The following is a 25,767-nucleotide window of genomic DNA, read 5'->3' as shown; positions in this document are numbered from 1 at the left end:
ATAAACTATTAAAACAATGTTTTGCTATCGCAAAATCTGGTAATCCTTATGATGAAACATATGTTTCTGTATTAACTAGATAGTTGATAAAATAGGTGGTAAAAAAAGCTCAAAGAATCACAATTTTGAATCTCTGAGCCTAAATTAATAATGTCTCAAATTAATGAAGAAAAGAGTTGTTTTTTACCTCAGTTCTTTGTTAGCCATAGTTATTTTATTTTCTTCTCTGAATTCCTTCCAAATGTCAAGTAGCACAATTATTAAAATTATCGCAGCAAAATTTATTATAAATTCAAAATCCGTAGAATCTGTATTAATTGACATATTGAAACTTGATTTAATTATTCCAAAATCGAAACTCAACATATTATTTTTAATTCCGACAAGAAACTCAATTCCTGAGCTGTAACTAAGTCCATTTCCACTAATATCGAATTGAATTATTTGTAATATTTGATTTATAACGGATAAAATAATTCCAGCTTTTTTTGTGCGTTCACATAATAGTCTTTTTCCAGCGTATATTGAGAAGATAAATAAGGCTAGACCAGAAAGGAAAATCAAAAGAATTGCTCCGCTTAATTCTCCTGTATTTAACATCAAATAAGCCATTAAACCGATTCCTGTAATACCTCCAATTAGTTGAATCCAACTTATTATTTTTAAAGTCAAATTTGTGCTTTTGATTCGTAATCTCATTTTTTTCTAATTATAGCTAACTCGTTATATACTAACTTTCACTACTCATATCCCGCAAATAAGTCAGGATATAATAGCTTTTTTGTCGCTATTATCCCGTAAATATAATTAATTTTTATGTAAGAAAAGTCTAAATATATTGTTATGCCAAGTCATTCGGATTAAAGCCACTAAACACAGTAAATATATATTAAATAAAACACATGTTTTAACTCTATATATTTGTTGTAATTGATGTTTTATAATTAAAAGAAATAGGATTCCTTAAAGTTGGTTAGCTATACGGAGCAGGTTGGCCGATAAGCTATATTACATAAGACGAATTATTTACAATTTGTCCTTAAATTCGGTATCTTTAAAACTATCAATATTTTCGAAATCTTCATGAGTATACGTTGATAGATTGGTGGACTGATAAAAAGGACAGTGCGCTGTAACACTAGCAAATAAAAAGGGAATGCAAATAAGAATAATTACTATTGCAAGTAAACCTTTTATTTCTGTAAAATAAAGCACGCTTAATAAAATTAATACAACCAAAAATCTTACGATTCTGTCGAAGTTGCTCATATTCCTTTTTAATTTTATCTTCATGAATAAATTTTGAATAAAATTAGAAAAAAAATACTACAATGGTTATTATTAATTTAAAAATTCGTTGTACGGTACTTCAGCAATTCCATAAAAAAACCAACCATAATTTAGGTGTCATTATGGTTGGTGTTTGTAAATTGTAAAAACTAAAATGACTCTTCTAAACCTTAGCCACTTTTTTGTCTGCTAGTTCTCTTGTCAGCCAGCCACTTTTGTTTGCAGTAGCAATAGCGTAGGGTGTAATCCAGAACAAGCCAAAGGTGTATAAAATGCTGTATGAATAAGCCCAAAACGCCTCGAACGATCTGTATCTATGCGCAAAGAACAATACCGGAAATGTAGCAAGTACTAAAATAGTTACTAGTGTAGAGCCTAAAAATAATAACGGGTGTACAAGTACAAAGTATAACATGAAAAATAAAAACGGAAAGCTCATTAAAATTTTAGAAAACTGACTAATAAATAATAAACGTGTTCCGAATTTAGAATCTGGTCTAAAATTAGTAAACACATATTTAGCCATTTCTAAATTTTCGCGCACATTACTGCGTCCCCATCTAATAAACATTTTATATAAACCTGCATATTCCTCTGGCACATTGGTGTAAGCAATAGCGTTTTTTTGAAACAGCACATGTTTACCTTGTTTTAATATCATGTTGGTCATGGCACGATCTTCACCAATATCCGATGGTGTACCCATAAACGTTTGGTTAATCCATTGTGGTAAACAGTTATGCACTGCTGTACTGCGGTAAGCTGCTAAAGCACCAGGTGTACAAAGCACCGAGTTTAAATTACTTTCGGCAGATCTTACAAACTCGAAACTTAATACAAAACTAACATCTAGCATTTTAGGTAGCGTTGCCTTTTTATTGTTTAAAACACGAATGTTTCCTGCTACGGCACCACACTGTTCGTTATGTATAAACGGACTTACTAAAAGTTTAATAGTGTCGGTATTTACAATAGAGTCGCTATCTACGGTAACATAAATATCGCCTGTTCCTACATTAAAACCACGGTAAAGGGCGTGTCGTTTTCCTTGGTTATGTGGTTGTTTGTATATTTCTAAACGGTCTCCTAATTTTTCTTTAGCATTTTGTATCCATGTCCAAGTATCGTCTTTACTACCATCGTCAATGGCAATAAGTTGTAGTTTTTCTTCTGGGTAATCACTTTTAGCTAAACTCATTAAAGTATCATAAACCTGTTTACCTTCGTTATAAGCTGGCACAATAACCGTACATGTTGGCAAGTCGGTATCTGGAACAGCTTCAATAGGTTTATATTTAAAAAAGTTATAAACCATGTATAAAAATAGTAACACTTTGTACGTCATAAAACTAAACGCTACAACTCCAAAAGCATAACCAATTGTGGTACTAAATTTATTGGCGTTAAATTGCTCGAAATCGTTATGGAATACCCAGAAAAAAGAAAGCCCTAAAGCCATGAATAAAAAAGTGCTTAGGGAAACAAAATTGTTTTCGGAGTTTTCGGGAGTTAATTGATAACGAAAAAAAGTTTTAGTAGAATGGATTGATTTTTTGATAATGAAATTAATTTTACGAAGGTAAACTTGTATGTCCATAAATCTCTAAGGGTTTTTGTTTGATTTTTTGTTATACCAGATTTACGTAGGAAAATTTGGTTTAGATGTCCTGTAAATGTTAATTAAAGCTTAACATTTTTATTAATAACAAGACCATAAATAGGTAATAGGCCTATGGCCTGAGGTTTATGTAAGTATTGGATAAGTATTAGGAATTAAATAGTTTTTTATTCCTTGATAATAATACCATTTTCAAGTTCTGTTTTATCGGGTGTTTCAAACCAAGTTTCCATAAAGTCGAAATTTTCTTGGGTTACCTCAAACTCAAAAGTGTTGCCTTTTTCAGTATTGCGTTGCATGACCCGTTTTTGGCGAATGGCTTTTGGTATATCTAAAAAGTGAAGTTTTATTTGGTAGCCATTGGCCTTTACAAAACGTCTAAATTTCTCTCGATGTTCAAATTTTGATAGGCCTAAATCTAGAATGGCATCTGTTTTAGCGTCTTCCAATTGCTCTACTACATTTAAAATCATTTTTTCGGCTCTTTCAATGCGTTCTAAAAACCATTCTAAACCATCCTCTGGCTTTTTATCTTCAAGAAATAGCGTTTTATTCCAGGCATCAATAGAAAATAAAATACCCTTTGTTTTTTCTTTTAATGCCTTGGCGTAGGTTGTTTTGCCAGCGCCTGTATTTCCTACTATTAAATGTATCATGTAGCCTATAATATAACATCTAAATTAATAAATATAAAGCAATTTCAAAATTTGGAAAAATATAAGGTATTGGTGTTACTTATTATTTAAATACAGGAAAAACCCTTATAAAAATGGGGTGTAATCCTTGTGTGTTATCAGGCTATTTCCTCTTTTAAGCCCTTGTTTTTAAAACTAAATTTGGTTTTATCAATTAAACACACTCATGAAAAATTACGATAAAGTAAAAGAAGTTTTTAAAACTATACAAGCGCAGGTTATAGATTCTCCTAACGTAACAGGTATAGAAATAGCATCTTTAAAAAAGGACGGTGTGTATACCAGCGATTTATGTATTAGGGTTTTAGTGAATTCTAAAAACGTAACTAATAAAGATTTAAACATCCCCGAATCTGTAGACGGTATAGCAATTAGCGTAACATATAAAACCATTTTCCCTCAATAATTAATTAAAAATGTAAAACTATGTAGAATTAAAACCCCATTAAAATGAAAGCATTAAATGACATTATTAAGGAAAAGCAATCTGCCGAAGCTGCTTTATTTAAATTAAAAGGCGTTACTGGAGTCGATGTAGGCTATAAGTACACAGATGGTAAACGTACCGATGAAATTACCATTAGGGTACATGTAAAACAAAAAAAGAAAACGGTTGCTTCAAAAGATAAAATTCCAACAACAATAAACGGTATTAAAACCGATGTTATTGAAATGGAAGTTTTCCCTCAGGTGTTCTCTCAAAAACTAGAAAACATTTCTTTACAAGCCGATACCACTACGTATGCCACGGTACAAGGCGGAATTAGCATCGGGCCAGAACGTGCTATTTCTGGATATATATTTACAGGAACTTTAGGGTGTATTGCTAAAGATAATGTTACAAACAACCCCGTGCTATTAAGTAATTATCATGTTATGTGTGTTGATAATACATGGAGTGTTGGCGATTTTATGTGCCAACCAAGTCGTGTAGATACAGGTTCGCCAGGAACCGATAGAGTAGGAGCCTTAGAACGTGCCGTTTTAAGCGGACATGTAGATGGTGCTATTTCCACATTAAGTGGCAGACCGCACGACTGTTCTATTGTAGATATAGGTGATGTGAAAGGAACGGCATCGGCTGTTTTAAATTCGGCAGTAAGAAAACGAGGTAGAACAACACTATTTACCGAAGGTTTTGTTGATGCTATAAATGCCACCGTAAATGTTAACTACGGAGACACCATTGGTGTTAAAACCTTAACCGATCAAATTGGTATAAGACCCGATGAAAATGTAAACCCCAAATTTAGTGCTAAAGGCGATTCGGGTTCTGTGGTTGTAGATGCCGATAATAAGGTAATAGGGTTGCTTTTTGCAGGTAATGATGCCGGCTACACTTACATTAATCCTATTTCGCATGTTTTAAGCGAGTTGAATATTTCTTTATGTATTAAATCTAAAAGTGTTTTAAAAGATTTTAAAGATATTAATAAGGAAACTAAAGAAATTAAACTTGAAAAGCTTGAAAAAACTGAAAAATTAGAAAAGCTAGAGAAAAAGGAAAACAAGGAAATTAAAAAGGAAAAGCTTGAAAAGATTGAAAAGGTAGAAAGTAAAGAGTTTAAAAAAGAAATTAAAAAAGAGTTCTATAAGGAATTGCCAGATAATAAAGGCATTATGCCAGATAAAGTAGATAAGCCTATTACAGATAAGCTAGATAAACCTTTTGATGGTGGTAATAAGCTAAGAGAGATTTCGGATAACTATAAACCAGGTTTAGGTAACTTTAATACTGGTGGAAATACAATTGAAGATCGCTTGTCGCAAATAGAACAAAGTTTATCTGCATTAACTGCTTTTATTGGTTCAGATTTACGGCCAGATTTATCATCGGGCGCTTTAACTAATGAACAGGATATTGCAGCGATGCAAGAAAAAATGAATAAGGATATTGCTGACAGTATGATGTAATACGGCAAATAATTTTTGAGTTAGTCACTTTTAATAAAACCTTAGAAACAAATATTAAAAGCAAAGTAGCTATTTGTTTTTAAGGTTTTTAATTAATTACCAATTATGAATGTAATATTAAGTCATCCACAAGATAGCGATGCCATTTGGCTTTATTTGGAGCTTAAAAAAAGCCATGTTGAGATAGAATTGGTGAGTCCGGAAGAGTTGCTAATGGCCGAAGAATGGACACAGCATATTAATAATGATGAAGACCAGTTTTATATTAAAACAAAAAAAGGGCTAGAAATAACCAATAGCAACCTCAATTTTCTATTTAATAGAACACAAATGGCTATTGCACCTATTTGGGATAAAGCCAACGAGGCCGAACGCCAGTACGTACAATCTGAAATGAATGCCTTAATGATGAGTTGGTTAGCCCAGGTTAGTAAAAAAGGACGTATTTATAACCCAGGAAAAGGCTATAGTTTAAGTGGTGTGTTTTGGTCTAAACAGCAATGGGCTAATGCTGCCTATAAAGCAGGATTTAATTCTGCATCTTCAGAGGCTATGGCACTAACAGAACCTGTGCTTGTAGTTGGTAAAAAGGTAATTACAAATTGCCGTAATAAAACCTTGATTGAACATTGTATAAAACTCTCTATGCTTGCCCAAACACCATTGTTAGAAATTTATATAAATAAACAGGATGAAACCCAATTTGTAAGTGCCAATACCTATCCAGAACTTAGTAAGTATGGCGCTAAATTAATTGCTATTTTAAAACACATTATTTATGAAAACTAAAATGGTATTATTATGTGGTATACCTAGTGAAAGCCCAATCTCAAAAGTTAAAGATGCTTTAATGGAAACAGATGCTCAGGTTGTTGTTTTTAATCAAAGACATTTTGAAAACACCGAAATTGATTGGAAGTTTGTTAATGGTGTGCCTAGAGGGAAATTGTATATGTCGAACTGTAGCTATGATTTATCGAGTTTTAAGAGTGTGTATTCTCGGTTTATGAGCGAAAATAACCTACCAGAAATGGAGGGCAAAGATGAAAAAACTAAGGCTAAATGTAAAATGCTACACGAATCTTTATTTGAATGGTTGGAAGTTGCAAATGCTAAGGTTGTTAATAGGCACAGCAACATGTATAGTAATAGTAGTAAACCGTACCAAGCACAAATAATTAAGCGCTACGGATTAAAAACGCCTCCAACTTTAATTACCAATAACCCAAAAGCTGTTTTGGATTTTAATGCTACTCATAAATCTATAATTTATAAATCAATTAGTGGCATACGTTCCATTGTAAAAGAGTTCGATCCTACTGATACCGAAAGGTTAAATAAAATAAAATATTGCCCGGTTCAATTTCAAGCACGCTTATCTGGTTTCGATGTTCGGGTGCATGTTATAGGAAAAGAGGTTATAGCCACTAAAATACTAACCACAGGTGTCGATTATCGTTATGCTAGAAAGGATGGTGGCGAAACCGAATTGGAGCCTTTCGAAATTTCAGACGCTATAAAAAAAGCATGTGTAAACGTTAGTGCTGCACTTAAATTAGATTTTAGCGGTATCGATTTAAGATTTACAGATAATGGCGATGTGTATTGTTTTGAGGTAAATCCAATGCCGGGGTATTCCTATTACGAAAGCAATACAGGGCAAAAAATATCTAAAGTTTTAGCTGAATATTTGGTGGCGTAATTAATGCTGTTTAAAGTAAATATAAGCTATTGGTTTGCAATTAAGTTGTCCACTATGGTTTGTATTCTACCGCGTTGAATAGGCTTAATTATATAATCTGAGATTTCACTTATTTTATTCGCTCTTTCAAGATCGGCGTTATCTACTGAAGATGAAACCATATAGATTGTAATCTTCTTTCCTAAATTAGGTTTAATCTTTATGTATTCTTCCATAAATTGGAAACCATCCATAATTGGCATATTAATATCTAATAAAATAATATCAGGGAGTTCATCTTCTTTATTAAGATTCTCAATCATGAAATTTAAAGCCTCTTCACCATCAGAGAAGGCCATGACACTATTGTCCAGATCAAGAGATTTTATTGTTTTTTTAATGGTGTATTGATAAATATCATCATCATCTACAATACAAAAATTTAAAGTTTTAGTCATTCTTATTCATTAAAATTAATATTGAATGTAGAGCCTTCATTAACTACACTTTCAACCGATATTGTTCCTCCCAAAGATTCTACCTGTACTTTTGTCATAAATAAACCTACACCTTTAGCTTCCGGATGCCTATGGAATACTTTATTTAAACCAAAAACTTTATGGCCATGTCTTTCTAAATTGATACCTAAGCCATTATCTTTAAACTTGAGTTTTTCAATGCCGTCTTCAACTACAGATTGAATAAAAATTTCTGGAGATCTATCTTTGGATTTATACTTTATAGCATTGCTTACTAAATTAAGAAAAATACTTTCTAAATATACTTTATTATATTTAATATTTGGTTTTTTTGAAAAATCACTAACTATTTTAGTGTCGGTTTTTAAAATTTGACCAGACAAAATCTCTTTTGTTTTGTTTAAAACATCGTTAAATGATAAAGACTCCATATGTTTGGAGCTTCCATCTTTAGTTTTTAAAGCTTCAATTAATGTGTTAAGTGTAAGTGTAAGATGGTTAATAACAATCTCGAACTTATCAAATAAAATAGTCCTTTCTTCTTCTGTTTCAGCAGATTTGTAAAAATCCAATAAAGAATTTAAATTGCTTACAGGAGCACGTAAATTATGTGAGGTAATGTGTGCAAAATCTGCTAATTGAACGTTTTGCGAAGTAAGCTTATTAGCTAGTAGCTCTAAACTTTTATTAGCTTCTAAAATTTTATTCTCTGCTTTTTTCTGAAATGTAATGTCTCTAATAGCGGCCGAAACAAGAAGACCTTCCTCGGTTTTAAGCGGACTTAAACTAATTTGAATAGGGATTTCTTTTCCTTTTTTATTAATACCGAAAAGTTCCTTGCCTTCACCCATTTTTCTGGTTTTTGGTCTTTCAAAAAAGGTTTTACGATGCTTGGTATGATGATTATATCTTTGTGGTATAAGTAATTCTACGGGTTTATTTATCAACTCTTCGGCTTGGTAACCAAATAATTTTTCGGCTTGTTTGTTAATTAACTGGATTTTTCCAAGTTCATTAACAATTACCATAGAATCTGGCGCAGATTCTAGCAGTCCTTTAAACTTAATTTCTGCCATTCTTTGCTCGGTTACATCTTGGCAGGTACCAATTATTTCAATAACATTGCCAGCTTTGTCTGTAACAAGTACGCCTAATAGCTGGATTGTTTTGGTTTTACCACTAGTTGTTTTTATGCGATGCAAAAGGTCGTAAAAAAACTTATCGTTTAAAGATTTTGCAACCGATATGTTAACGAGTTCCCTATCATCTGGATGTACAAAACTAAAATACGTATCGTAAGTTAATTTTTTCTTCGGGTTTACCTCAAATATATTATAAAGGTTACTAGACCATGTAACATCGTTGGTAATAAGGTTCCACTGCCAATTTCCCATCATGGTAATTTTTTCGGCAGAATTTAAAACCTGATTTTTTCTTAAAAGGTCGGCTTCAATGTTTTTTTGATTGGTAATGTTTTTTATGATTCTAATAAAACCAATGTTTTTTCCACTTTCGCTAATTAAAGGTGTTAGTGTAGAATGTGAAATGAATGTGGTGCCATCTTTTTTAACTATGGTGCATTCGCGAGCATCGTATCCATTATATTCAGCTAATAATTTATAAGGATCGAAATCTGAATCCTTGATGTTGTATTTTAAAGCAATGTCTTTTTTGAAATTTTTAACTTCTTTCTCAACTAGAAAAGAATTGACTGTTTTTAATCCAATCATTTCTGATGCAGTATATCCTAGTAAGATTTCGGCACCTTCATTAAATTGGTATATTATCCCTTCCTTATTTGTAGCTATAACAGCTATAATTTCAGAATTTAAATTAGCTTTCATTAATCTAGTTTGGTTAAGTTTTTTGGGTTGCTAAATGCTAGTTGTAACTGTAAATAAGGTGGAACTTATTAAGTTTTAGATTCGCTATTTGCTAAAGATAATTAAAATAATGTTGTAATAAAAGGCTACAAAGGTTAATCCTCTTCTGGGAAAGCAACGTGCTGATATGCTCCTAAATCTGGAGACCCCGTTCTGTTTGTGTTTAAAATATCTACAGGAACTTGGGCAGAAAAAGCGGCTAAACCTTCTCCATTGGCTGCAGAATCTTCTCCAATCATTAATTGGTTTAAGTCTGTATCCTTAAAGTCTGGCTCTTTATTAAAAATGTTTCCTTCGTATTTTAAAGTGTCATCAAAATTGTAATTATCCCCTGTATAATTGTTATTCGTATCATTAAAACGAATTAAACAATTGGTGAATTTAAAATTGAACACTACATTATCATCTTCAATTTCATCTAAAAGAATTTCCGGATTATCATTTCCGTAGATAATACAGTTATTAAAATTAGCTTCGGTTAAATCTGCAATGGTTGCATTATTGTCTTCATCTAAAACAAAATTGTTTAATAAAACAGCAGGGAATTGTCTAAAACCATTGTTCCAGTAATTTACTAAAGTAGAGTGGGTGAAGTTGTATTTTCCGCCTAAAGTTCCAGCAAAAGAAGATAAACCAGAATTATTTATAACTAGGTTTTCGGCAGAAATTGACGTGTTTCTTCCTAAAATTCCAAAGCTACTAGAGTTGTAAATTTGAGAGTTTGTTATAGTTAGTTTATCTTTTGTTTCGTTAGGGTTACCATCAGATAGAATACCTATGGTTGAGTTTTTAATAGTAGCATAATTAATAGTATTGTTAATACTACCATCTAATAACCAAATAGTGCCCCATTGTCCTGTTGTTTCGGAAAAATTAGGTTCTAAGCGATCGCCTTCAAAAATCACTTCGTTTTCCAAAAGGTCTTGATCGTTACTAAAAGTGCCATTTACATTTATAGAGGCTTCGTTAGGTACGATGATACCCGAATTATCATGAAAGTGAACGCGTGCTCCAGCATTTATTGTTAAGGTTTCGTTTGGAGGAACCGTTGCAAAACCATAAATAACATAGGGTTTTTCATTTGTAAATGTAAGCTCATCGGATAATAATTCGCGACCTTGTAAATCGGTTACTATCAATTCGCCTGCTATATTTAAAGTAAGCGTATCAATTACTTTCGTGGTGTTATCGCGGTCTGGAAAGATAAAAACAGCGTCTTGAACTAAGGTTACCAATTCTACGGTTTGCTGGTTGTTACCAGTATCAAATTCAATAGCATCGGTATATAAAAATTGATTGGCAGTAGCAGCTTGATTTTCAATATCAACCGTGGTTTCTATAAAAATAAACAAACTGTCTTTGGCTAAAACTTCTACATTTTCAAATACTTTTCCTTCGGAACCTGATGTTCCATTATTTTCGCCTAACATCCCGTCTATACTTAATCTGTATAAGGAATTAAAGCCCTCTTTTAAGCTTATATTAGGAATAACAATATCGTTATCACTCTTATTGTATACTTTTAAATTATAGGTGCTAGAGCCAATATTTGTAAAAATAGTGTCTAAGTAAACGGTGTCCTTAGAAAATTGTAAACTTCCTGTGCTTGGAGCGAATTCAAAGTCTTTACGACAAGAGCTCCAAAGCATTAAAAATACTAGAGTAAGTGAAAAATATAAAAAACGTGTCATTTAAAAATGCTAAGATTTGAGCCCTAAAAATATAACTTTTGAAATTATGATTTAGTATAATAGTACCTAATTAATCAAATAATTCCACAATTTCTTTTGGGATTCTAGATGGGCGTTCTGTTTTAGCATTTATAAAACACCATTTGGTTTCAGATTTGGCAAGTAGTTTATTGGTGCTCGCATTATGCATTTCTACAACGCGAGTATAAGTAACACCTTCTGCCTTTGCTATATATGTTTTTAAGTTTATGGTGTCATTTAAAAACGCAGCGCTTTTATATTCTATAAAATGAGATAATAGAAACCAGCTATATTTAGTTTGGAGTTCTTCTGAGGCTTTCGATTGCCAATGGGCTTTTGCAATATCTTGAACCCATTGCACATAATTCACGTTATTAACGTGGTTTAAATCGTCAATATGATCTTTTGTAACTATTAAGCTTGTTTCGTATGTTTTCATTTAAATAGAAATACTTTGCTAAAAGTGCAAAAATAGGAGTTTCTATTTAGGTTATCTAATAGAAACTCCTACTTTATGTGTATCGCCTATAATAGTTCTTTTAACATTTTTACAGCAGATTCGGCAGTAATATCTCTTTGAGGCGATCCAAACATTTCATAACCGACCATGAATTTTTTAACCGATGCACTTCTTAAAAGCGGCGGATAAAAGCTCATGTGCCAATGCCAATGGCTATTTTTATTACTATCTGTTGGCGCTTGATGAATACCTGAAGAATAAGGAAATGATGTGTTAAATAATTTATCGTAAGCTTTTGTTATTACAGCAATAGCCTCGGCGTATTGTAGTGTTTCAGCATTAGTCATTTCCAAGATGTTGGTCATGTGCCTTTTTGGAGCAATCATAGCTTCAAAAGGCCATACCGCCCAAAACGGAATGATAACTACAAAACCGTCATTTTCAAAAATAATACGCTCTTGGTTTTCTAATTCTTGTGTTAAATAATCGCCCAATAAACTACTGTTGTTTTTGTTATAGTAATTTAATTGTTGTGTGTTTTTTTTGTCTACTTCATTAGGAAGTGTGGACTGGCTCCAGATTTGACCATGCGGATGCGGATTACTACAACCCATTACTGCACCTTTGTTTTCAAAGATTTGAACGTAATTAATTTTAGGGTTGGCAGCCAATTCTTTAAATTCTCTTTGCCACGCGAAAACCACATGTTGAATCTCGTTAGCCGACATGTCTGCTAAACTTTTAGAGTGGTCTGGACTAAAACAAATTACTTTACAAATACCAGTTTCGCTTTCTGCAACAAGTAAGCCATCGTTTACCGAAAACGTAGGAGAGTCGTTCTGTAAAGCTGCAAAATCGTTTGTAAAAACAAACACATCTTTATAATTAGGGTTTACTTCTCCATTAATTCTTGTGTTTCCTGCGCATAAGTAACAGGACTCATCGTGTGTTGGTCGTTTTTCATTATTAACCGCTTCATTTTGACCTTGCCATGGTCGTTTGGCTCTATGTGGAGACACTAAAACCCATTCGCCAGTTAAAATATTAAAGCGTTTATGCGAGTAATCTTGTAAATCTGTATTTTTCATTATTTGAAATATAAAATCGTTGGTTTTTTTATTTTATTAAGTGTGTGCCATCAGAAAGTTCAATGAAATACACAGAGCAATCTTTATCAAATTGTTTTTTGTATGCCTTAGAAGCCGTTTCTGCAAATGCTTCAGCTTCATTTTTTGCAACTAAATTTATGGTGCAACCACCAAAGCCGCCACCCATCATTCTGGCGCCTAAAACGTGCTTGTTCTGTTTAGCTTGCGCCACTAAAAAATCTAACTCATCACAACTTACTTTGTATTGGCTTGAAAGCCCTTCATGCGATTGATAAATTAAAGCACCTAAGGTTTCTAAATCATTATTTTTAATAGCTTTTGCAGCCTTAATAGTTCTTTTGTTTTCTTGAATAACGTAAAGCGCTTTCTGGTAGTTTTCTAGAGAAACTTTGTCTTTAACTGTTTCTAAATCGGCTTCTGTAGCGTCTCTTAAAGCTTTAATATTTAATAATTCGGAAATAGCCTCGCAAGCCGATCGTCGGTCGTTATAGGCACTATCAGATAAACTATGTTTTACATTTGTGTTGATAAGCATTAATTGATGATCTTTAAAATCGATCTTGTAAGGCTTCGATTTTATAGTTCTACAATCAAGATGTAATGCATAGTCTTTTTTACCAAACATACTAGCGTATTGATCCATAATTCCACATTTAACACCTACGTAATTGTGTTCTGCTTTTTGCGAAATTAAAATCATATCCTCTTTAGATAGACCAAGTTGGAACAACTCATTTAATCCAAAAACAACACTGTTTTCTAGTGCCGCAGACGATGACATACCTGCGCCACCAGGAATATTACCTTTAAATACAATATTAAAATTGCCTATGGTTTTATTTCTATTTTGTATTTCGGCAACAACACCAAAAACATAATTTTCCCAACTCCCTTCTTTTGATGGTTTAAGTGTGTCTAGGTTAAATTCGATAGTGCTATCTAAGTCCAAAGCTATAGCGGTAGATTGTCCTGTGTCGCTTTTTTCAATTGCTGCGGCAATCCCTTTATTAACAGCTGCAGGAAATACAAAGCCATCATTGTAATCGGTATGTTCGCCAATAATATTAATTCGTCCAGGAGAGAATATAAGTAACGGGGCTGTTTTAAATTCCTTTAAAAATGCGGTTTTAACCTCTTTAATTAGTGTATTGGTCATAATTTAGTTGTTTTCAAGATTTAATGTCCACGTAATGGAATAGGTGTCGTTTGGTTTTAAAATATCTAGCCCAATGTTATTATTAAAACTGTTTGAAACACCGGTTGTAGGCTCTATGGCTATAGTGTTTAATTTTGGAGGCGTGTAGGCTTGTAAAAAGTTGTTTTTTGCCGAAGAATGTATAGATAATTTATACTTTGGTGTATAAAACTGAATACTGTTAGAGTCTAAAACCCAACAATCATCTAATTTCTTGTTTTCAATTTTAAGAGATTTGAAATTTTCAAGTTTTTCTGTTCCTGTAGTAATATTGCGCTCGCCAATGACTAATTTTTCAGAAGAATCAAATTCTAAAATACTTTCCGATAGATTATCGCTAACAAAATAAGGATGCCAACCTAGGTTAAACGGAAAAGCTTTAGAGTCTGTGTTTTCCACTGAAAAATCAAGCTCTAAATTAGTTTCGGTAAATGTATATGTTAATTGAATTTTAAAGGTGTACGGAAAGCCAATGGATTCGTTTTCTTCTATATACTGTAATGTCACACTTGCAGAATCGTCCTTTGTAAAAGATTCAACTACATTAAAAGTTTTGTTGTAAACCAAACCATGTAAAGCATTGTTTTCTTCCTTTTGGTTTATTTCAAACTGGTATGATTTGTCATTGTAAGTGTATTGTCCATCTTTTATTCTATTGGCAAATGGAAATAGAATAGAAGAGGCGTAGGTATCTTTATAAGGCAAAGGCTCTAAACTTTTAATTATGGCTTGTCCGTTTAAGGTGAGCACCTGTAGACTAGCTCCTTCATTTAGGTTGATAAGCCCATAAACTTTATTGTTTAAAGATTTTATTTCAATTGTATTTGAGGTCTTGTTTTTAATAATTGAAAACATAATTAGTCCTTATTTTTAGTTAGATTGAGCTTCTAATAATTAGATTATTAGTGTTCTCTATTTTAGTTTGTTCTTTATTTAAAATCATTTTTGCTAGACGTTTACCCATGTAGTTAAAATCTGTTGAAATGGTGGTTATGCCGCCTTCTACAATTTCCTTAAGCAAGGTGTCGTTATAAGATATTATGCCAATATCTTCTGCTATTAATAAACCTTCGCTTTTCATTTGTTTTATGATTTTTAGTAAGATTTTATCTTCGGGAATAATGTATAATTCCCCCTTAGTTAAAGTCCTGTCTTTTAGTGTTGCGATACAGTCAAAAGGCATTTGGTTTGTTGTGCAAAAATTAATAAACCCTTCTCTCATGGGTAATGGTTGTTTATCTTCAGAAAACACTAAAATTAATTTTTTGTATTTTTTTATAAGATGAATAGCCTTGGTAAGATTATTAAAAATGGTCTTTTCGAAATTTTGATAAATAGCAGGATAATCTATTAAATCTTCTTGTATTTGGTCTAATATATATACCTTTTCTTTTGGTAAATTCTTAATAGCAGAATTTGTATTTTTTAAATTTGCAGGCATGATTACGTAGTAATTGTAATCTCCAGAATTGTTTAAAATCAGCTTATCAAAGGTGTTTTTGTTAAAATGATGAAAAAATATATCAACCTGAATATTATCTCCTAAATGTTCTAAAAATGAATTGTATAGGTCTTCTTTAAAAGAATTTAATTCGTCAAATAATAGGAATATTTTCTGATTAATATTTATGTTTTCACTGTTAATATAATAGCCTTTGCCAACTATAGATTTTATAATGCCTCTACTTTTTAGTTCGTTAAAGGCAGTCATTACAGTATCTCTAGATAGGTTGTTCTCATCCTTAATTTTATTAATAGATGGTATCTGGTCACCTTTTTTAAGAGTGCCAGTAAGTATAGCGTCTTCAATAGAATTGATGATCTGCTTATACTTAGGGGTTCCTATTTTTCTTTTAATTTTAATCATAATAGGATACAAATATAAATGTTTTTTAATTAAAAACCTACTAGACCGTACTAGTTTGGTTTTTTTTTGTTCTGAACTATGATAGTTTAAATATTAATCTATATATTTGAAACATTATTAAAAAGAAAACTAAACTAAACCACAAACATAATGTTAGGAATACTCTCATTTGCCGGCTTTACCATATTGGTTGCTGTTATTGCTTATTACGCCACAAAAGGCACAAACGAAAAATCTTCAGATGGTTATTTTCTAGGAGGAAGAAGTCTTACGGCTGGAGTTATTGCAGGCTCTTTATTATTAACAAACTTATCTACCGAGCAAATTGTAGGTTTAAATGGTTCAGCCTATGCTGATGGTATTTTGGTTATGGCTTGGGAAACTTTAGCAGCTATAGCTATGGTTATAACTGCCGTGTATTTGTTACCGAAATATTTAAAAGGAGGGATCTCTACAATACCAACATATTTAGAAGATCGATTTGATACCACTACAAAAGCTATGACTTCAGGGTTGTTTTTATCGGGTTATGCTATTGTGTTGTTACCAATTGTGCTGTATTCGGGGTCTTTAGGTATTAGCGGAATGTTTAATCTTCCTGAATTACTTGGGATAACCGAATGGCAGTCTGTTTGGTTATGTGTATGGAGCATAGGAATTATAGGTTCTATCTATGCTATTTTTGGAGGACTTAAGGCTGTTGTTGTATCCGATTCTATAAATGCCATAGGGCTTTTAATAGGTGGGCTTTTAATTCCTGTATTTGGGTTAATGGCTATCGCGGACGATGGAAGTCTTACAGGAGGTTTAGCTAAATTAGCCAGCGAACATCCAGAAAAGTTAAATGCTATTGGTGGCGAAGACTCTTCAATACCTTTTGCTACTATTTTTACAGGTATGATGCTTGTTCAGCTTTTTTACTGGGGTACAAATCAACAAATTATACAACGAGCTTTGGGGGCTAAGAATTTAGCTGAAGGTCAAAAGGGATTAACGCTTGCTGCTTTTATTAAAATATTAGGACCAATTATTGTGGTTTTACCAGGTATAATTGCATATCACAAATGGGGTGGAGAGGTACTTGCTAATAACGATATTGCTTATCCTAGATTGGTGGCCGAAGTATTGCCAGCGCCTTTAGTTGGTTTCTTTGCTGCGGTTATGTTTGGTGCTATTTTAAGTTCATTTAATTCAGCTTTAAATAGTTGTGTAACATTATTTGGTATAGATATTTATAAACAATATATAAATAAAGAAGCAGAAGAAATTAGAGTGGTTTCTGTGGGTAAAAAATTCGGTATTGTTCTGGCTATATTCTCCATGTTTGTAGCTCCGTTTTTATATTATGCATCCGATGGTTTATTTGGTTACTTACAAACCGTAAATGGTGCGTATAGTATTCCTATTTTAACGGTGATTGTTGTTGGTTTCTTAACTAAGCGAGTTCCTGCTATTGCTGCTAAAGCGGGTATTGTATTCTCTTTTACTTTTTATGTTACATATATTATTTTGTCCAAGGGATTAGAAATGGATTTACCACATTTCTTGCATGTGCAATTTATATGCTTTGTGCTAACGGTAGTGTTAATGTTAGTAATTGGTAAAGTGAAACCTAGAGAAACAAACTTTGTTCAAGAATATACACGAGACGTAGATGTTACCCCTTGGAAATTTGTTAAACCTGTAGGTCTTGCAATTTGCATTGTGGTAATTAGTACTTACGTGATTTTTAGCTAAAAAAATATAAGATTTTAATATAAAAATCGTCATTAACTATGTTTTTGACGATTTTTTTTTGCTCTATTTTAAGTTAAAGCAACGACGTAAAATAGCTGTTATTAAGCACATAGCTTTTATTTTTTTTTAAATGTCATTTTATACTAAAAATTATAAACATTTCTTTTGGTTAGATATATAGTTAATTTTATATTTGCACACCGGAAAACGAAAATGTTTTCTTTGAGGGCTCTTAGCTCAGCTGGATAGAGCACCTCCCTTCTAAGGAGGCGGTCACAGGTTCGAATCCTGTAGGGCTCACAAAAAGCTTCACTATATTTAGTGAGGCTTTTTTGTTTTGCATACTTTAGATTGCTTTTTGTAACTGTATTGGATATGAGTGATAATTTTAAAAATGAATTTTTCGGAATAGGAATTCAGAATGGGAAAACTCCCGAAAACCTAGGTGTATTATGGCGTACTGCTCAAAACTTAGGAGCAAGTTTTATATTTACTATTGGTAATCGCTATGCAAAACAAGCTAGCGATACTCATGATGCTGTAAAAGCAATGCCTTATTTCCATTATGATACTTTCGATGATTTTTTTAACAGCCTTCCTAAAGGTGCTAGATTGGTGGGAGTGGAGCTAACGGATACTGCTGAGGCACTAGAAACCTTTCATCATCCAAGACGATGCGTGTATTTGTTAGGAGCTGAAGATCATGGTTTGTCTAAACAAGCTATCGAGAAATCTCATTTTTTAGTAAAATTTAAATCGGAATTAAGCTTAAATGTTGCTGTAGCTGGTAGTATCGTGCTTTATGATAGAGGTATAGATAAACCTCGCTCTTAGTTTAATAAGCAGCCTTTTAATTTATAACCTCTTTAGTGCTGTCTGCTCTAAAACATTGTTCTTTACCTAGGTAATTAGGGTCGCCGTGTTTTTCGGACCAAAAGCCATCTAAAACATCCTTAGATAGACATTTATAAACAACCACGCCTTTAAAAACGTTGTGGTCCATTTTGTAGTTAAAATTAATAACAAGAATGTTGTCTTTAAAAAAACCTGTTCCAAATTGTTCTTGGTTTTTGTTTATTAGCCATTTTGCTTTAATTCTGTTGTTTTCATCAAGCGTTAAGCTTAGAGAACCTTTATAGGTATTGGGTTCGTCATCTTGATTCCTACCTACTACGGTATAGTGTCCAACTAAGTCTTTAAGCATCATAGGTTAGTCTTTTTAGTGATTAAAACAATTTTGTTGGCATTCATATCTGTAGTAAAAAACAAATAGTCGTTGCCGCCATCGTTAATTTTGAATTTGCTTCGAATTTGTTGTACCGTTTCCGGGAAATTTCTCGTGGTGATGTTCGCCTTTTTTATACCTAGTCGTTTGAGTGCTTTTTTATTATATGGTATATAAGCTTCAATAGTGAAGATGCGTCCAGGGAAATCTATTAAAGCAGAACTCGTATATAAATGTGAATGCTTTTGAAGCTTGTTAATCTCTAATTGTTTTGATATTTGATTAAAGGCACCAGATTTTAAAATGGAAGCATTAGGCTCGTATAAATAATCGAGTGGTAGGCTGTACTCTGATTCGGTGAGTTTTTCTTCGTGTAAAGGAAACGAAAAGTGCTCTTCTTTATCTTTTTTTATGTTTACTGTTTTGATGCTAATTTCCGAGTCATATCCGTTTTCTAGTACCCAAAGCAATTCTTTAACTTCATTATTAACCGCAACGACATGAATCCTTTTTACGTGTTTTAGTTCGCCAATTCCAACTGATATATCCAATAAAGGAGATGTTTTAATCATGATGTTATTAGAATGTTTAAGCAACATGTCTAAATGTTCAGGAACATTGGGTAGGCAATCTTTTAAAAAAAAGACCTTTCCTTTGCTATTATGACGTCTAGAAGGATCGATATAAATCCAATCAAATTGCTTGTTCCAAGTTTCTAAATAAGCAATACCATCTTCGTTTATGGTTTTAATATTGCTAATATTTAATTGATGGTAATTATGGTTAACTATGTCCGATAGGCTTTCGTTAATCTCACAATGTATAACTGATTTAAAACGCTTAGAAAAGTAAAAACAATCTACTCCAAAACCTCCTGTTAAATCGATTATAGAGTCGCCATTTATTAATTCCGATTTGTACTCCGCTGTGGTTTCAGACGAGGTTTGCTCGATGTTTAACTTGTTAGGGTAGTATATTTTATTAGTGGAATACCAAGTAAAAAGCTTAGATTTACATCTGTTTTTGGCTTCAATTTGCTCTATGATTTGTTTCGTGTTAACATCCGGAAACGCGGTTCCTTTTAGGACTAAATCACCTATTGCGATATTCGCATTGTTTTCTATAAAATTTTGAATATCAGTATTTAATATGTTTTTATTCAAAGTAAAGATTAAAGGTTTTTAGTCAATTTTTTAACTATTTTATTATCTGATAAAAAGGCCTTTAAAATCACTTTTATAGCGGTATAAGCAGGTACTGCTAATATTAAACCAATAACCCCAAATAAAATACCGGTAATTAAAATCACCAAAAATATTTCTAGCGGATGCGACTTCACACTTTTTGAAAATATAATAGGTTGACTCCCAAAATTATCTACTAATTGACCAATAGCAAATACCACAAGCACCCAAAGTGTTTTAGGTAAAATAACATCGCTAAAGGATTCTCCTAAATTACTTGTCATGGTTAAAGTGATCATTAAAAAACCACCGACTAATGGGCCAACATAGGGTATTAAATTTAAAAGCGCACATAAAAAAGCAATAACAACTGCGTTTTCAACACCAATAATTAACAGCCCAATCATGTAAATAATGAAGAGAATTAGTATTTGAAAAATTAGGCCAACAAAATATCTAGACAGTAAGTCTTTAATTTTTGTAGTTGATGTTTTCCATCGTGACTCTTTGTTTTCTGGAATAAAAGTTAAAATGCCATTTTCAAATAATCTGCTGTCCTTTAAAAAGAAAAACGATATAAATAAAACCGAAAATAAACCGATACTAAAATTTCCTAACCCGCTAATTACCGAGTTTAAAAAATCTGGTAATATGGATAAATCTATTTTAGACATTAAATCAGATTCCTTAATGGACTTCTCTACATCAATTTGACGAAGATCAAAATACGATATCACTTCCTTGTATAAATTCTCAATGTTAGATTGTAGCTCCTCTATGTTTAATAGCGATAAATTATGACCCTGTTCGAGGACTAAAGGAATAAATAAGCCTACCAATCCTACAAATAGTCCAAGTAAAACCACAATGGTAATTATTACGGCTATTATGTTTTTAAATTTTAATTTGTTTTCTAAAAATAATACAATAGGTCGGCCAATTAGTGAAATTACCGCAGATATAGCTATATAGCCTATAACAGATTGTATCTTATACAGAAAGAACAATACTAGGGCGATACCTAAAACGACGCCTATGGCCTTTAAAATACCTTTAGAAATGGTGTTTGAATTCATTTAGTAAATATAATATTATTTTAAATTCTGTGTAGGGCTAATTTTAAAATCGCTATTGCAGTTGTTTGGTTATTTCATAAAGCGCAATGTTAGTGGCTTGAACCACATTCATGCTACTGTTTTGCCCAAACATGTTTATGTGAACAATAGTATCGCAAAGCTTAAGTATGGGGTCGGATACGCCAAAATTTTCATCGCCTATTACTAGAGCTATTGGTGCTTTGTTTGAAAATTTAGTGCTATGTATGGCTGTGCTAGTTTCTGTAATTTCTAAAGCTAGTATTTGGTGGCCTTTCGATTTGAATGACTCTACAACCGTTAAAGCAGAATCGGTAATTTCATATTGCACTACTTTTTCAGTAGCTCTAGAAGTTTTTGCCATTTTTCTTCCCAATTGAATATTTTCACCACAAAGAATTAGTTTCTCAATACCAAAAGCATCGGCAATTCTAAACAAACTACCAATATTAGGTGCGTTAGTAACGTTATCGCAAATTAATGTAATAGGGAAGGTTCTTGCTGTAAAATTGGTGTTATAGTGGTTGAGTTGCATAATTAAGTTAGCGGTTATAGGTATTAAGGCGTAAGTAAACTTAATCCCTTATAAGAAGTTTGTTAAATACGCTTGCTTTTTTTTCTTCACTCATCCAAATCGCAATAGAAAGAGATCCGCTTAAAGTTGTAATAAATCCTAAATCCCAAAACAAAATAGTAAATACGACAGCTAACAATAACCCACCAGTTATTATTTTATAATTTGGGGCTGCGTGTAATCTATTTATATGTCTTTTTGTGTGATTACCACAATGTTTGCATCGTTCGTTAATTTCTATTCCAATCTCCGTTTTTAAATCAAAACGATTGTTTGATTTTACTTTAATGTAATTTAGTTTTTTACAAGAAGGGGAACTGCAATAGTAACTTAATTTCATAACTCTTTAATTTTCAAAAGCATATTTAATAATGTTGCCACCCATTTTAAGTGCTTTTTCTCTTACTTCGGCGGGGTCGTTATGCACTTCTGGGTCTTCCCAACCATCACCCAAATCACTTTCATAGGTGAATAATAATATCAAACGGTCTTCATTAAAAATACCAAAAGCTTGCGGACGTTTGCCATCGTGTTCGTGTATTTTTGGCAAGCCATTGGGAAATTTAAAAGCATAATTAAAAATAGGATGGTTATTTGGTAATTCTACCAAATCTTTATCCGGAAATACTTTTTTAAGTTCTTTGGTTATGTAAGGCTGCATGCCGTAGTTATCGTCTATATGTAAAAAACCACCAGACATTAAATAATTACGTAGGTTTTCGGCATCTGTGTCGCTAAAAAACACATTTCCGTGGCCTGTCATATGTAATAACGGATATTGAAAAATATCGGTGCTTCCGGTTTCAACGGTTTCGGGTTTCGGGTTTATTTTAGTTCTTAAATTGGTGTTGCAGTAGTTAATAAGATTTGGTAAAGCTGTAGGGTTTCCGTACCAATCGCCACCACCTTTGTATTTTAAAATAGCTAAATCTTGACTAAAAACGAAAAGAGAAAAAAGGCTTGAGAAAATAGATAAATATAATTTCATAGAAAATTATTCGTTTGTAAACGCTACCGAATGACAGGCTACAATAGCAGCTGTTTCTGTTCGCAATCTAGTTTCACCCAAAGTTACAGGAATAAAATTGTTTTCTAGTGCTTTGGCTATTTCTTTAACAGAAAAATCACCTTCTGGTCCAATTAAAATAGTAGTGTTAGAACCAGGTTTTAATTGTTGTTTTAATGATTTTTTATCGGTTTCCTCGCAATGTGCAATAAACCTTTCGGTTTTAAAATCTTGCTCGATAAAATCTTGAAACGAAATGGCTTCGTGTAATTTTGGTAAATAACAACTTAACGATTGTTTCATGGCCGATTGTAAGATGCGCTCAAAACGTTCTTGTTTTATTATTTTACGTTCGCTATGGTCGCAAATTATAGGTGTAATGCTGTCTATACCTATTTCCGTGGCCTTTTCTAAAAACCACTCGTAACGATCGTTCATTTTAGTTGGCGCTACAGCCAAATGTAAGCTGTAATTGCGTTTAGGTTGTAGTACCTTCGAAACAATATTAGCTGTACATTTATTAATATTTGGCACCGAAATTTCTGCAGTAAATAGCCAACCATTACCATTTGTTATGTATAGCGTGTCGCCCATGGTTTTACGCAAAACTTTTACAATGTGTTTGCTTTCATCTCTATTAAAAGTGAAAAGCGCGGTATCTTCTGTTATGTATGGGTTATAAAAAAGCTGCATTATAATTTAGATTCAACTATTTTTAAAACGTCAATTTCTAAAATTTCTTTTGGTTCGTGCGTTTTTAAAATAACATAGTACCAATTTTCCGTAGGCACATCCACTTTAAAGATATCGTTTAACTCATGAGTTTCGCCAAATACGTTAGTTTCAAAAGCGGGGTGAGTTTCTTCCTTTAAAAACCATCCTAAATCGCCACCTTTTTTAGCGTTAGCATCCATAGAGTATTGTTTTGCTAAAAAATCGAAAGGCGCACCATTGTGATATTTAGCTATAATTTTGTCGCGTAGGGTGTTTATTTCTTCTAATTTATATTTAGAGCCATCTAAGTAGATGTAAGATAATCTCTCATATTTTTTTTTCGTTTTATTTACGACTTTATAATACGTTTTTTCGAACTCGCCGTCGTTAACTTTTTTGCCTCCAATACTAAGTTTAAAGAGTTCTTTAGCTAAAATTGTTTTATGTTTCTCTTCGTTAAAGGTAATTAATTTGTTTTTTTTAGATTTCTTCTCTTTTAAGTAGGTTTCCGCCTGTTCCGTTGTTTCTAGAATTTCTAAATCTTTTTCAACCGAAGTTTGAGCGTTTACAAAGGCTGTGCTAATTAAGAGTAAAAGGAGTAATTTTTTAAACATAATAGTAGGTTTTAATTTCGGTTTCAAATTTATAAGTAAAAATGGAGCATTTAAAAAAAAATCAATAAGTTTTCAAGAAGATATTGTTTATAACTTAATTTTTTGCCTTAAACATTTTATGGAGCTAATTATAGAATTAGAAATTAGAATAAGTTGAACCAATGTAGCAATACTTCCAATAATGATTATAAAATGATCAATGGAAGTTTCATTATCAAATAAAGGAAAGTTTTTCTTTTCGCCTAATAGAAACATGGGACTTAAAAAATAAACTATAAGACAGCCTAGGGTTAATAGTGTATGGCTTATCGTTAAATATTCAAAAAGTGTGATTTTGAATATTGAATGTATATAGTAGATTAAGCCAATACATGCTAAAATATATCCAATAAAAATATTAAATTCAATATTGGAAATAACAAAATAATTTTCTTGGAAATTGAACACTAATTTTTGACTATGAATTTTAGTGAATAAGGTGTAACCTGTTAGTGTGGTTAGTGCCGATGCAAACCAAAAATAAATAAATGGTTTTGTATATAATTGATGCATATTTAAATCTTCAATCTAGCCGAGGCCACAACATTCTGCTCTGCAAAATCACCATCTAAAAACTTTAAATAGCCCACAATAGCAATCATTGCGGCATTATCGGTTGTAAATTCAAACTTAGGAATGTAAGTAGTCCATCCAAATTTTTGTTCGCCATCTTTTAAAGCTTTACGAATGCCTGAATTTGCCGAAACCCCGCCACCAATAGCAATATGGTTAATTCCTGTTTGCTTTGTAGCGAGTTTTAATTTGTCCATTAAAATGCCAATAATGGTATATTGAATAGAGGCACAAATATCATTTAAGTTTTCTTCAATAAAATTAGGGTTGGCCTTTACCTCGCGCTGTATAAAATAAAGCACAGCAGTTTTAAATCCAGAGAAACTAAAGTTTAAACCGTCCACTTTTGGTTTCGTGAATTTAAAGGCTTTCGGGTTTCCTAAAGCGGCACGTTTATCAATTTCTGGTCCGGCAGGATAGCCTAAGCCTAAAATTTTTCCACTTTTATCAAAAGCTTCACCAACAGCATCATCAATGGTTTCTCCAATAACAGTCATATCAAAATAGTGATCTACTTTAACTATTTGTGTATGGCCACCAGAAATAGTCATTGCTAAAAACGGAAAAGGTGGCTTTTTATAACCATCTTCATCAATATAATGTGCTAAAATATGCCCTTGCATGTGGTTTACATCAATTAGCGGGATGTTTAAGCCATAAGCCAAAGATTTAGCAAACGATGTGCCTACCAATAAACTCCCCATTAATCCTGGACCTTTGGTGAAGGCAATAGCATGTAATTCATCTTTAGTAATACTTGCTTTTTCTAATGCTTGATGCACTACAGGAACTATGTTTTGTTGGTGTGCTCTAGAAGCTAATTCTGGTACAACACCACCATATTCTTCATGTATTTTTTGGCTGGCAATAACATTGCTTAAAATACGTCCGTTATAAATTATAGAAGCCGCTGTATCATCGCAAGACGACTCAATTCCTAGAATGTAAATATTTTGTGAAGACATTAATAAATATTAGGCACAATAATTGTTAATTTTGAAAACGAATAAGCATCTTTGTGGTTACATGCGTTCGTATATGCAAAAATAGTTTATTCTTAATAAAGTTATAACTTTAAGGACATCAAAAAATTTCTAAAAATAC

27 protein-coding genes and 1 tRNA gene are annotated in these 25,767 nt (G+C 32.4%); 7 read left to right on the top strand and 21 right to left on the bottom strand.

All coding sequences use genetic code 11. From position 1 onward, the window contains the following. Positions 1-183: 183 nt before the first annotated feature. From HNQ90_RS17015 to HNQ90_RS17000, 4 genes are all read right to left on the bottom strand, one after another. The gene (locus HNQ90_RS17015) at positions 184-699 is read right to left on the bottom strand and encodes a hypothetical protein (protein WP_144118129.1); all 516 of its coding nucleotides are present in this window, start codon (positions 697-699) and stop codon (positions 184-186) included. 327 nt (positions 700-1,026) lie between these two features. After that, positions 1,027-1,269: a YgaP-like transmembrane domain gene (locus HNQ90_RS17010; RefSeq protein WP_172625933.1), complete on the bottom strand. Its 243-nt coding sequence runs from the start codon at positions 1,267-1,269 to the stop codon at positions 1,027-1,029. A gap of 184 nt (positions 1,270-1,453) precedes the next feature. Then, the gene (locus HNQ90_RS17005; protein ID WP_144118127.1) at positions 1,454-2,887 is read right to left on the bottom strand and encodes a glycosyltransferase family 2 protein; all 1,434 of its coding nucleotides are present in this window, start codon (positions 2,885-2,887) and stop codon (positions 1,454-1,456) included. Positions 2,888-3,075: 188 nt separating this feature from the next. Further along, the gene (locus tag HNQ90_RS17000) at positions 3,076-3,564 is read right to left on the bottom strand and encodes a P-loop nucleotide/nucleoside kinase family protein (protein WP_144118126.1); all 489 of its coding nucleotides are present in this window, start codon (positions 3,562-3,564) and stop codon (positions 3,076-3,078) included. 205 nt (positions 3,565-3,769) lie between these two features. Between HNQ90_RS17000 and HNQ90_RS16995 the strand changes: the two genes are divergently transcribed. From HNQ90_RS16995 to HNQ90_RS16980, 4 genes are all read left to right on the top strand, one after another. Further along, positions 3,770-4,009: a hypothetical protein gene (locus tag HNQ90_RS16995; RefSeq protein ID WP_144118125.1), complete on the top strand. Its 240-nt coding sequence runs from the start codon at positions 3,770-3,772 to the stop codon at positions 4,007-4,009. A 44-nt stretch (positions 4,010-4,053) separates the two neighbouring features. Then, complete coding sequence (locus HNQ90_RS16990; protein WP_144118124.1) at positions 4,054-5,517, top strand: chymotrypsin family serine protease; 1,464 nt, start codon at positions 4,054-4,056, stop codon at positions 5,515-5,517. Positions 5,518-5,622: 105 nt separating this feature from the next. Continuing rightward, positions 5,623-6,306, top strand: coding sequence for a hypothetical protein (locus tag HNQ90_RS16985; RefSeq protein ID WP_144118123.1), 684 nt, complete (start codon positions 5,623-5,625; stop codon positions 6,304-6,306). Further along, the gene (locus tag HNQ90_RS16980) at positions 6,296-7,219 is read left to right on the top strand and encodes an ATP-grasp domain-containing protein (protein WP_144118122.1); all 924 of its coding nucleotides are present in this window, start codon (positions 6,296-6,298) and stop codon (positions 7,217-7,219) included. Before HNQ90_RS16985 ends, HNQ90_RS16980 begins: the two co-directional genes overlap by 11 nt. Before the next feature lie 26 nt (positions 7,220-7,245). Here the strand turns inward: HNQ90_RS16980 and HNQ90_RS16975 are convergent, their stop codons facing one another. The 8 genes from HNQ90_RS16975 to HNQ90_RS16940 form a co-directional block, all read right to left on the bottom strand. Beyond that, on the bottom strand, positions 7,246-7,656 hold the full coding sequence (locus tag HNQ90_RS16975; protein WP_144118121.1) for a response regulator: 411 nt from the start codon (positions 7,654-7,656) through the stop codon (positions 7,246-7,248). 2 nt (positions 7,657-7,658) lie between these two features. Next, the gene (locus tag HNQ90_RS16970) at positions 7,659-9,521 is read right to left on the bottom strand and encodes a PAS domain-containing sensor histidine kinase (protein WP_144118120.1); all 1,863 of its coding nucleotides are present in this window, start codon (positions 9,519-9,521) and stop codon (positions 7,659-7,661) included. 134 nt (positions 9,522-9,655) lie between these two features. Further along, the gene (locus HNQ90_RS16965) at positions 9,656-11,251 is read right to left on the bottom strand and encodes a hypothetical protein (protein ID WP_144118119.1); all 1,596 of its coding nucleotides are present in this window, start codon (positions 11,249-11,251) and stop codon (positions 9,656-9,658) included. Between the two features lie 70 nt (positions 11,252-11,321). After that, positions 11,322-11,711: an acyl-CoA thioesterase gene (locus tag HNQ90_RS16960; protein ID WP_144118118.1), complete on the bottom strand. Its 390-nt coding sequence runs from the start codon at positions 11,709-11,711 to the stop codon at positions 11,322-11,324. An 86-nt stretch (positions 11,712-11,797) separates the two neighbouring features. After that, complete coding sequence (locus HNQ90_RS16955; protein ID WP_144118117.1) at positions 11,798-12,820, bottom strand: UDP-glucose--hexose-1-phosphate uridylyltransferase; 1,023 nt, start codon at positions 12,818-12,820, stop codon at positions 11,798-11,800. A gap of 28 nt (positions 12,821-12,848) precedes the next feature. Continuing rightward, positions 12,849-13,997: a galactokinase gene (gene galK / locus HNQ90_RS16950; protein WP_144118116.1), complete on the bottom strand. Its 1,149-nt coding sequence runs from the start codon at positions 13,995-13,997 to the stop codon at positions 12,849-12,851. 3 nt (positions 13,998-14,000) lie between these two features. Continuing rightward, a complete protein-coding gene (locus tag HNQ90_RS16945) occupies positions 14,001-14,891 on the bottom strand; it encodes an aldose 1-epimerase (RefSeq protein ID WP_144118115.1) in 891 nt (296 codons plus the stop codon). Between the two features lie 19 nt (positions 14,892-14,910). Next, positions 14,911-15,903, bottom strand: a complete 993-nt coding sequence (locus tag HNQ90_RS16940) for a GntR family transcriptional regulator (protein WP_144118114.1) — start codon at positions 15,901-15,903, stop codon at positions 14,911-14,913. A gap of 150 nt (positions 15,904-16,053) precedes the next feature. Between HNQ90_RS16940 and HNQ90_RS16935 the strand changes: the two genes are divergently transcribed. The 3 genes from HNQ90_RS16935 to HNQ90_RS16925 all read left to right on the top strand — a co-directional run bounded on the left by HNQ90_RS16935 (position 16,054) and on the right by HNQ90_RS16925 (position 18,474). Beyond that, on the top strand, positions 16,054-17,640 hold the full coding sequence (locus HNQ90_RS16935; RefSeq protein ID WP_144118113.1) for a solute:sodium symporter family transporter: 1,587 nt from the start codon (positions 16,054-16,056) through the stop codon (positions 17,638-17,640). 226 nt (positions 17,641-17,866) lie between these two features. After that, a tRNA-Arg gene (locus HNQ90_RS16930) sits at positions 17,867-17,940 on the top strand. A gap of 75 nt (positions 17,941-18,015) precedes the next feature. After that, on the top strand, positions 18,016-18,474 hold the full coding sequence (locus HNQ90_RS16925) for an RNA methyltransferase (protein ID WP_144118112.1): 459 nt from the start codon (positions 18,016-18,018) through the stop codon (positions 18,472-18,474). Positions 18,475-18,490: 16 nt separating this feature from the next. On the opposite strand, the gene HNQ90_RS16920 is transcribed toward HNQ90_RS16925, so the two are convergent. The 9 genes from HNQ90_RS16920 to tsaD all read right to left on the bottom strand — a co-directional run bounded on the left by HNQ90_RS16920 (position 18,491) and on the right by tsaD (position 25,628). Next, a complete protein-coding gene (locus tag HNQ90_RS16920) occupies positions 18,491-18,847 on the bottom strand; it encodes a hypothetical protein (RefSeq protein WP_144118111.1) in 357 nt (118 codons plus the stop codon). Then, on the bottom strand, positions 18,844-20,028 hold the full coding sequence (locus HNQ90_RS16915) for a THUMP-like domain-containing protein (RefSeq protein ID WP_144118110.1): 1,185 nt from the start codon (positions 20,026-20,028) through the stop codon (positions 18,844-18,846). The genes HNQ90_RS16920 and HNQ90_RS16915 overlap by 4 nt, the downstream gene beginning before the upstream one ends. Before the next feature lie 8 nt (positions 20,029-20,036). Next, entirely contained in the window at positions 20,037-21,125 is a 1,089-nt protein-coding gene (locus HNQ90_RS16910; RefSeq protein ID WP_144118109.1) for an AI-2E family transporter, read from the bottom strand. 52 nt (positions 21,126-21,177) lie between these two features. Further along, entirely contained in the window at positions 21,178-21,678 is a 501-nt protein-coding gene (locus HNQ90_RS16905) for a TrmH family RNA methyltransferase (RefSeq protein ID WP_144118108.1), read from the bottom strand. Positions 21,679-21,718: 40 nt separating this feature from the next. Further along, positions 21,719-22,057, bottom strand: a complete 339-nt coding sequence (locus HNQ90_RS16900; RefSeq protein ID WP_144118107.1) for a hypothetical protein — start codon at positions 22,055-22,057, stop codon at positions 21,719-21,721. Positions 22,058-22,063: 6 nt separating this feature from the next. Then, positions 22,064-22,705, bottom strand: a complete 642-nt coding sequence (locus HNQ90_RS16895) for a DUF4159 domain-containing protein (RefSeq protein ID WP_144118106.1) — start codon at positions 22,703-22,705, stop codon at positions 22,064-22,066. Positions 22,706-22,711: 6 nt separating this feature from the next. Beyond that, positions 22,712-23,416 (bottom strand): 16S rRNA (uracil(1498)-N(3))-methyltransferase, encoded by a 705-nt coding sequence (locus HNQ90_RS16890; RefSeq protein WP_144118105.1) that lies wholly within the window; start codon positions 23,414-23,416, stop codon positions 22,712-22,714. After that, positions 23,416-24,051 carry a peptidylprolyl isomerase gene (locus tag HNQ90_RS16885; protein ID WP_144118104.1) on the bottom strand — a complete coding sequence of 212 codons (636 nt, stop codon included), beginning with the start codon at positions 24,049-24,051 and terminating at the stop codon, positions 23,416-23,418. Before HNQ90_RS16885 ends, HNQ90_RS16890 begins: the two co-directional genes overlap by 1 nt. Positions 24,052-24,605: 554 nt before the next feature. Further along, positions 24,606-25,628 carry a tRNA (adenosine(37)-N6)-threonylcarbamoyltransferase complex transferase subunit TsaD gene (tsaD, locus tag HNQ90_RS16880; RefSeq protein WP_144118103.1) on the bottom strand — a complete coding sequence of 341 codons (1,023 nt, stop codon included), beginning with the start codon at positions 25,626-25,628 and terminating at the stop codon, positions 24,606-24,608. Between the last annotated feature and the right edge of the window lie 139 nt (positions 25,629-25,767).

Source organism: Algibacter amylolyticus, assembly GCF_014202225.1.
Taxonomy (GTDB): domain Bacteria; phylum Bacteroidota; class Bacteroidia; order Flavobacteriales; family Flavobacteriaceae; genus Algibacter_B; species Algibacter_B amylolyticus.
The sequence above is the reverse complement of the archived record's forward strand: the minus strand, read 5'-3'. Positions and strand labels throughout refer to the sequence as shown.

Excerpts from the sequence above, each read along its gene's own strand:
- HNQ90_RS17015 (WP_144118129.1), bottom strand. The coding sequence starts at position 699 with ATGAGATTACGAATCAAAAGCACAAATTTGACTTTAAAAATAATAAGT.
- HNQ90_RS17010 (WP_172625933.1), bottom strand. The coding sequence starts at position 1,269 with ATGAGCAACTTCGACAGAATCGTAAGATTTTTGGTTGTATTAATTTTA.
- HNQ90_RS17005 (WP_144118127.1), bottom strand. The coding sequence starts at position 2,887 with ATGGACATACAAGTTTACCTTCGTAAAATTAATTTCATTATCAAAAAA.
- HNQ90_RS17000 (WP_144118126.1), bottom strand. The coding sequence starts at position 3,564 with ATGATACATTTAATAGTAGGAAATACAGGCGCTGGCAAAACAACCTAC.
- HNQ90_RS16995 (WP_144118125.1), top strand. The coding sequence starts at position 3,770 with ATGAAAAATTACGATAAAGTAAAAGAAGTTTTTAAAACTATACAAGCG.
- HNQ90_RS16990 (WP_144118124.1), top strand. The coding sequence starts at position 4,054 with ATGAAAGCATTAAATGACATTATTAAGGAAAAGCAATCTGCCGAAGCT.
- HNQ90_RS16985 (WP_144118123.1), top strand. The coding sequence starts at position 5,623 with ATGAATGTAATATTAAGTCATCCACAAGATAGCGATGCCATTTGGCTT.
- HNQ90_RS16980 (WP_144118122.1), top strand. The coding sequence starts at position 6,296 with ATGAAAACTAAAATGGTATTATTATGTGGTATACCTAGTGAAAGCCCA.
- HNQ90_RS16975 (WP_144118121.1), bottom strand. The coding sequence starts at position 7,656 with ATGACTAAAACTTTAAATTTTTGTATTGTAGATGATGATGATATTTAT.
- HNQ90_RS16970 (WP_144118120.1), bottom strand. The coding sequence starts at position 9,521 with ATGAAAGCTAATTTAAATTCTGAAATTATAGCTGTTATAGCTACAAAT.
- HNQ90_RS16965 (WP_144118119.1), bottom strand. The coding sequence starts at position 11,251 with ATGACACGTTTTTTATATTTTTCACTTACTCTAGTATTTTTAATGCTT.
- HNQ90_RS16960 (WP_144118118.1), bottom strand. The coding sequence starts at position 11,711 with ATGAAAACATACGAAACAAGCTTAATAGTTACAAAAGATCATATTGAC.
- HNQ90_RS16955 (WP_144118117.1), bottom strand. The coding sequence starts at position 12,820 with ATGAAAAATACAGATTTACAAGATTACTCGCATAAACGCTTTAATATT.
- galK (WP_144118116.1), bottom strand. The coding sequence starts at position 13,997 with ATGACCAATACACTAATTAAAGAGGTTAAAACCGCATTTTTAAAGGAA.
- HNQ90_RS16945 (WP_144118115.1), bottom strand. The coding sequence starts at position 14,891 with ATGTTTTCAATTATTAAAAACAAGACCTCAAATACAATTGAAATAAAA.
- HNQ90_RS16940 (WP_144118114.1), bottom strand. The coding sequence starts at position 15,903 with ATGATTAAAATTAAAAGAAAAATAGGAACCCCTAAGTATAAGCAGATC.
- HNQ90_RS16935 (WP_144118113.1), top strand. The coding sequence starts at position 16,054 with ATGTTAGGAATACTCTCATTTGCCGGCTTTACCATATTGGTTGCTGTT.
- HNQ90_RS16925 (WP_144118112.1), top strand. The coding sequence starts at position 18,016 with ATGAGTGATAATTTTAAAAATGAATTTTTCGGAATAGGAATTCAGAAT.
- HNQ90_RS16920 (WP_144118111.1), bottom strand. The coding sequence starts at position 18,847 with ATGATGCTTAAAGACTTAGTTGGACACTATACCGTAGTAGGTAGGAAT.
- HNQ90_RS16910 (WP_144118109.1), bottom strand. The coding sequence starts at position 21,125 with ATGAATTCAAACACCATTTCTAAAGGTATTTTAAAGGCCATAGGCGTC.
- HNQ90_RS16905 (WP_144118108.1), bottom strand. The coding sequence starts at position 21,678 with ATGCAACTCAACCACTATAACACCAATTTTACAGCAAGAACCTTCCCT.
- HNQ90_RS16900 (WP_144118107.1), bottom strand. The coding sequence starts at position 22,057 with ATGAAATTAAGTTACTATTGCAGTTCCCCTTCTTGTAAAAAACTAAAT.
- HNQ90_RS16895 (WP_144118106.1), bottom strand. The coding sequence starts at position 22,705 with ATGAAATTATATTTATCTATTTTCTCAAGCCTTTTTTCTCTTTTCGTT.
- HNQ90_RS16890 (WP_144118105.1), bottom strand. The coding sequence starts at position 23,416 with ATGCAGCTTTTTTATAACCCATACATAACAGAAGATACCGCGCTTTTC.
- HNQ90_RS16885 (WP_144118104.1), bottom strand. The coding sequence starts at position 24,051 with ATGTTTAAAAAATTACTCCTTTTACTCTTAATTAGCACAGCCTTTGTA.
- tsaD (WP_144118103.1), bottom strand. The coding sequence starts at position 25,628 with ATGTCTTCACAAAATATTTACATTCTAGGAATTGAGTCGTCTTGCGAT.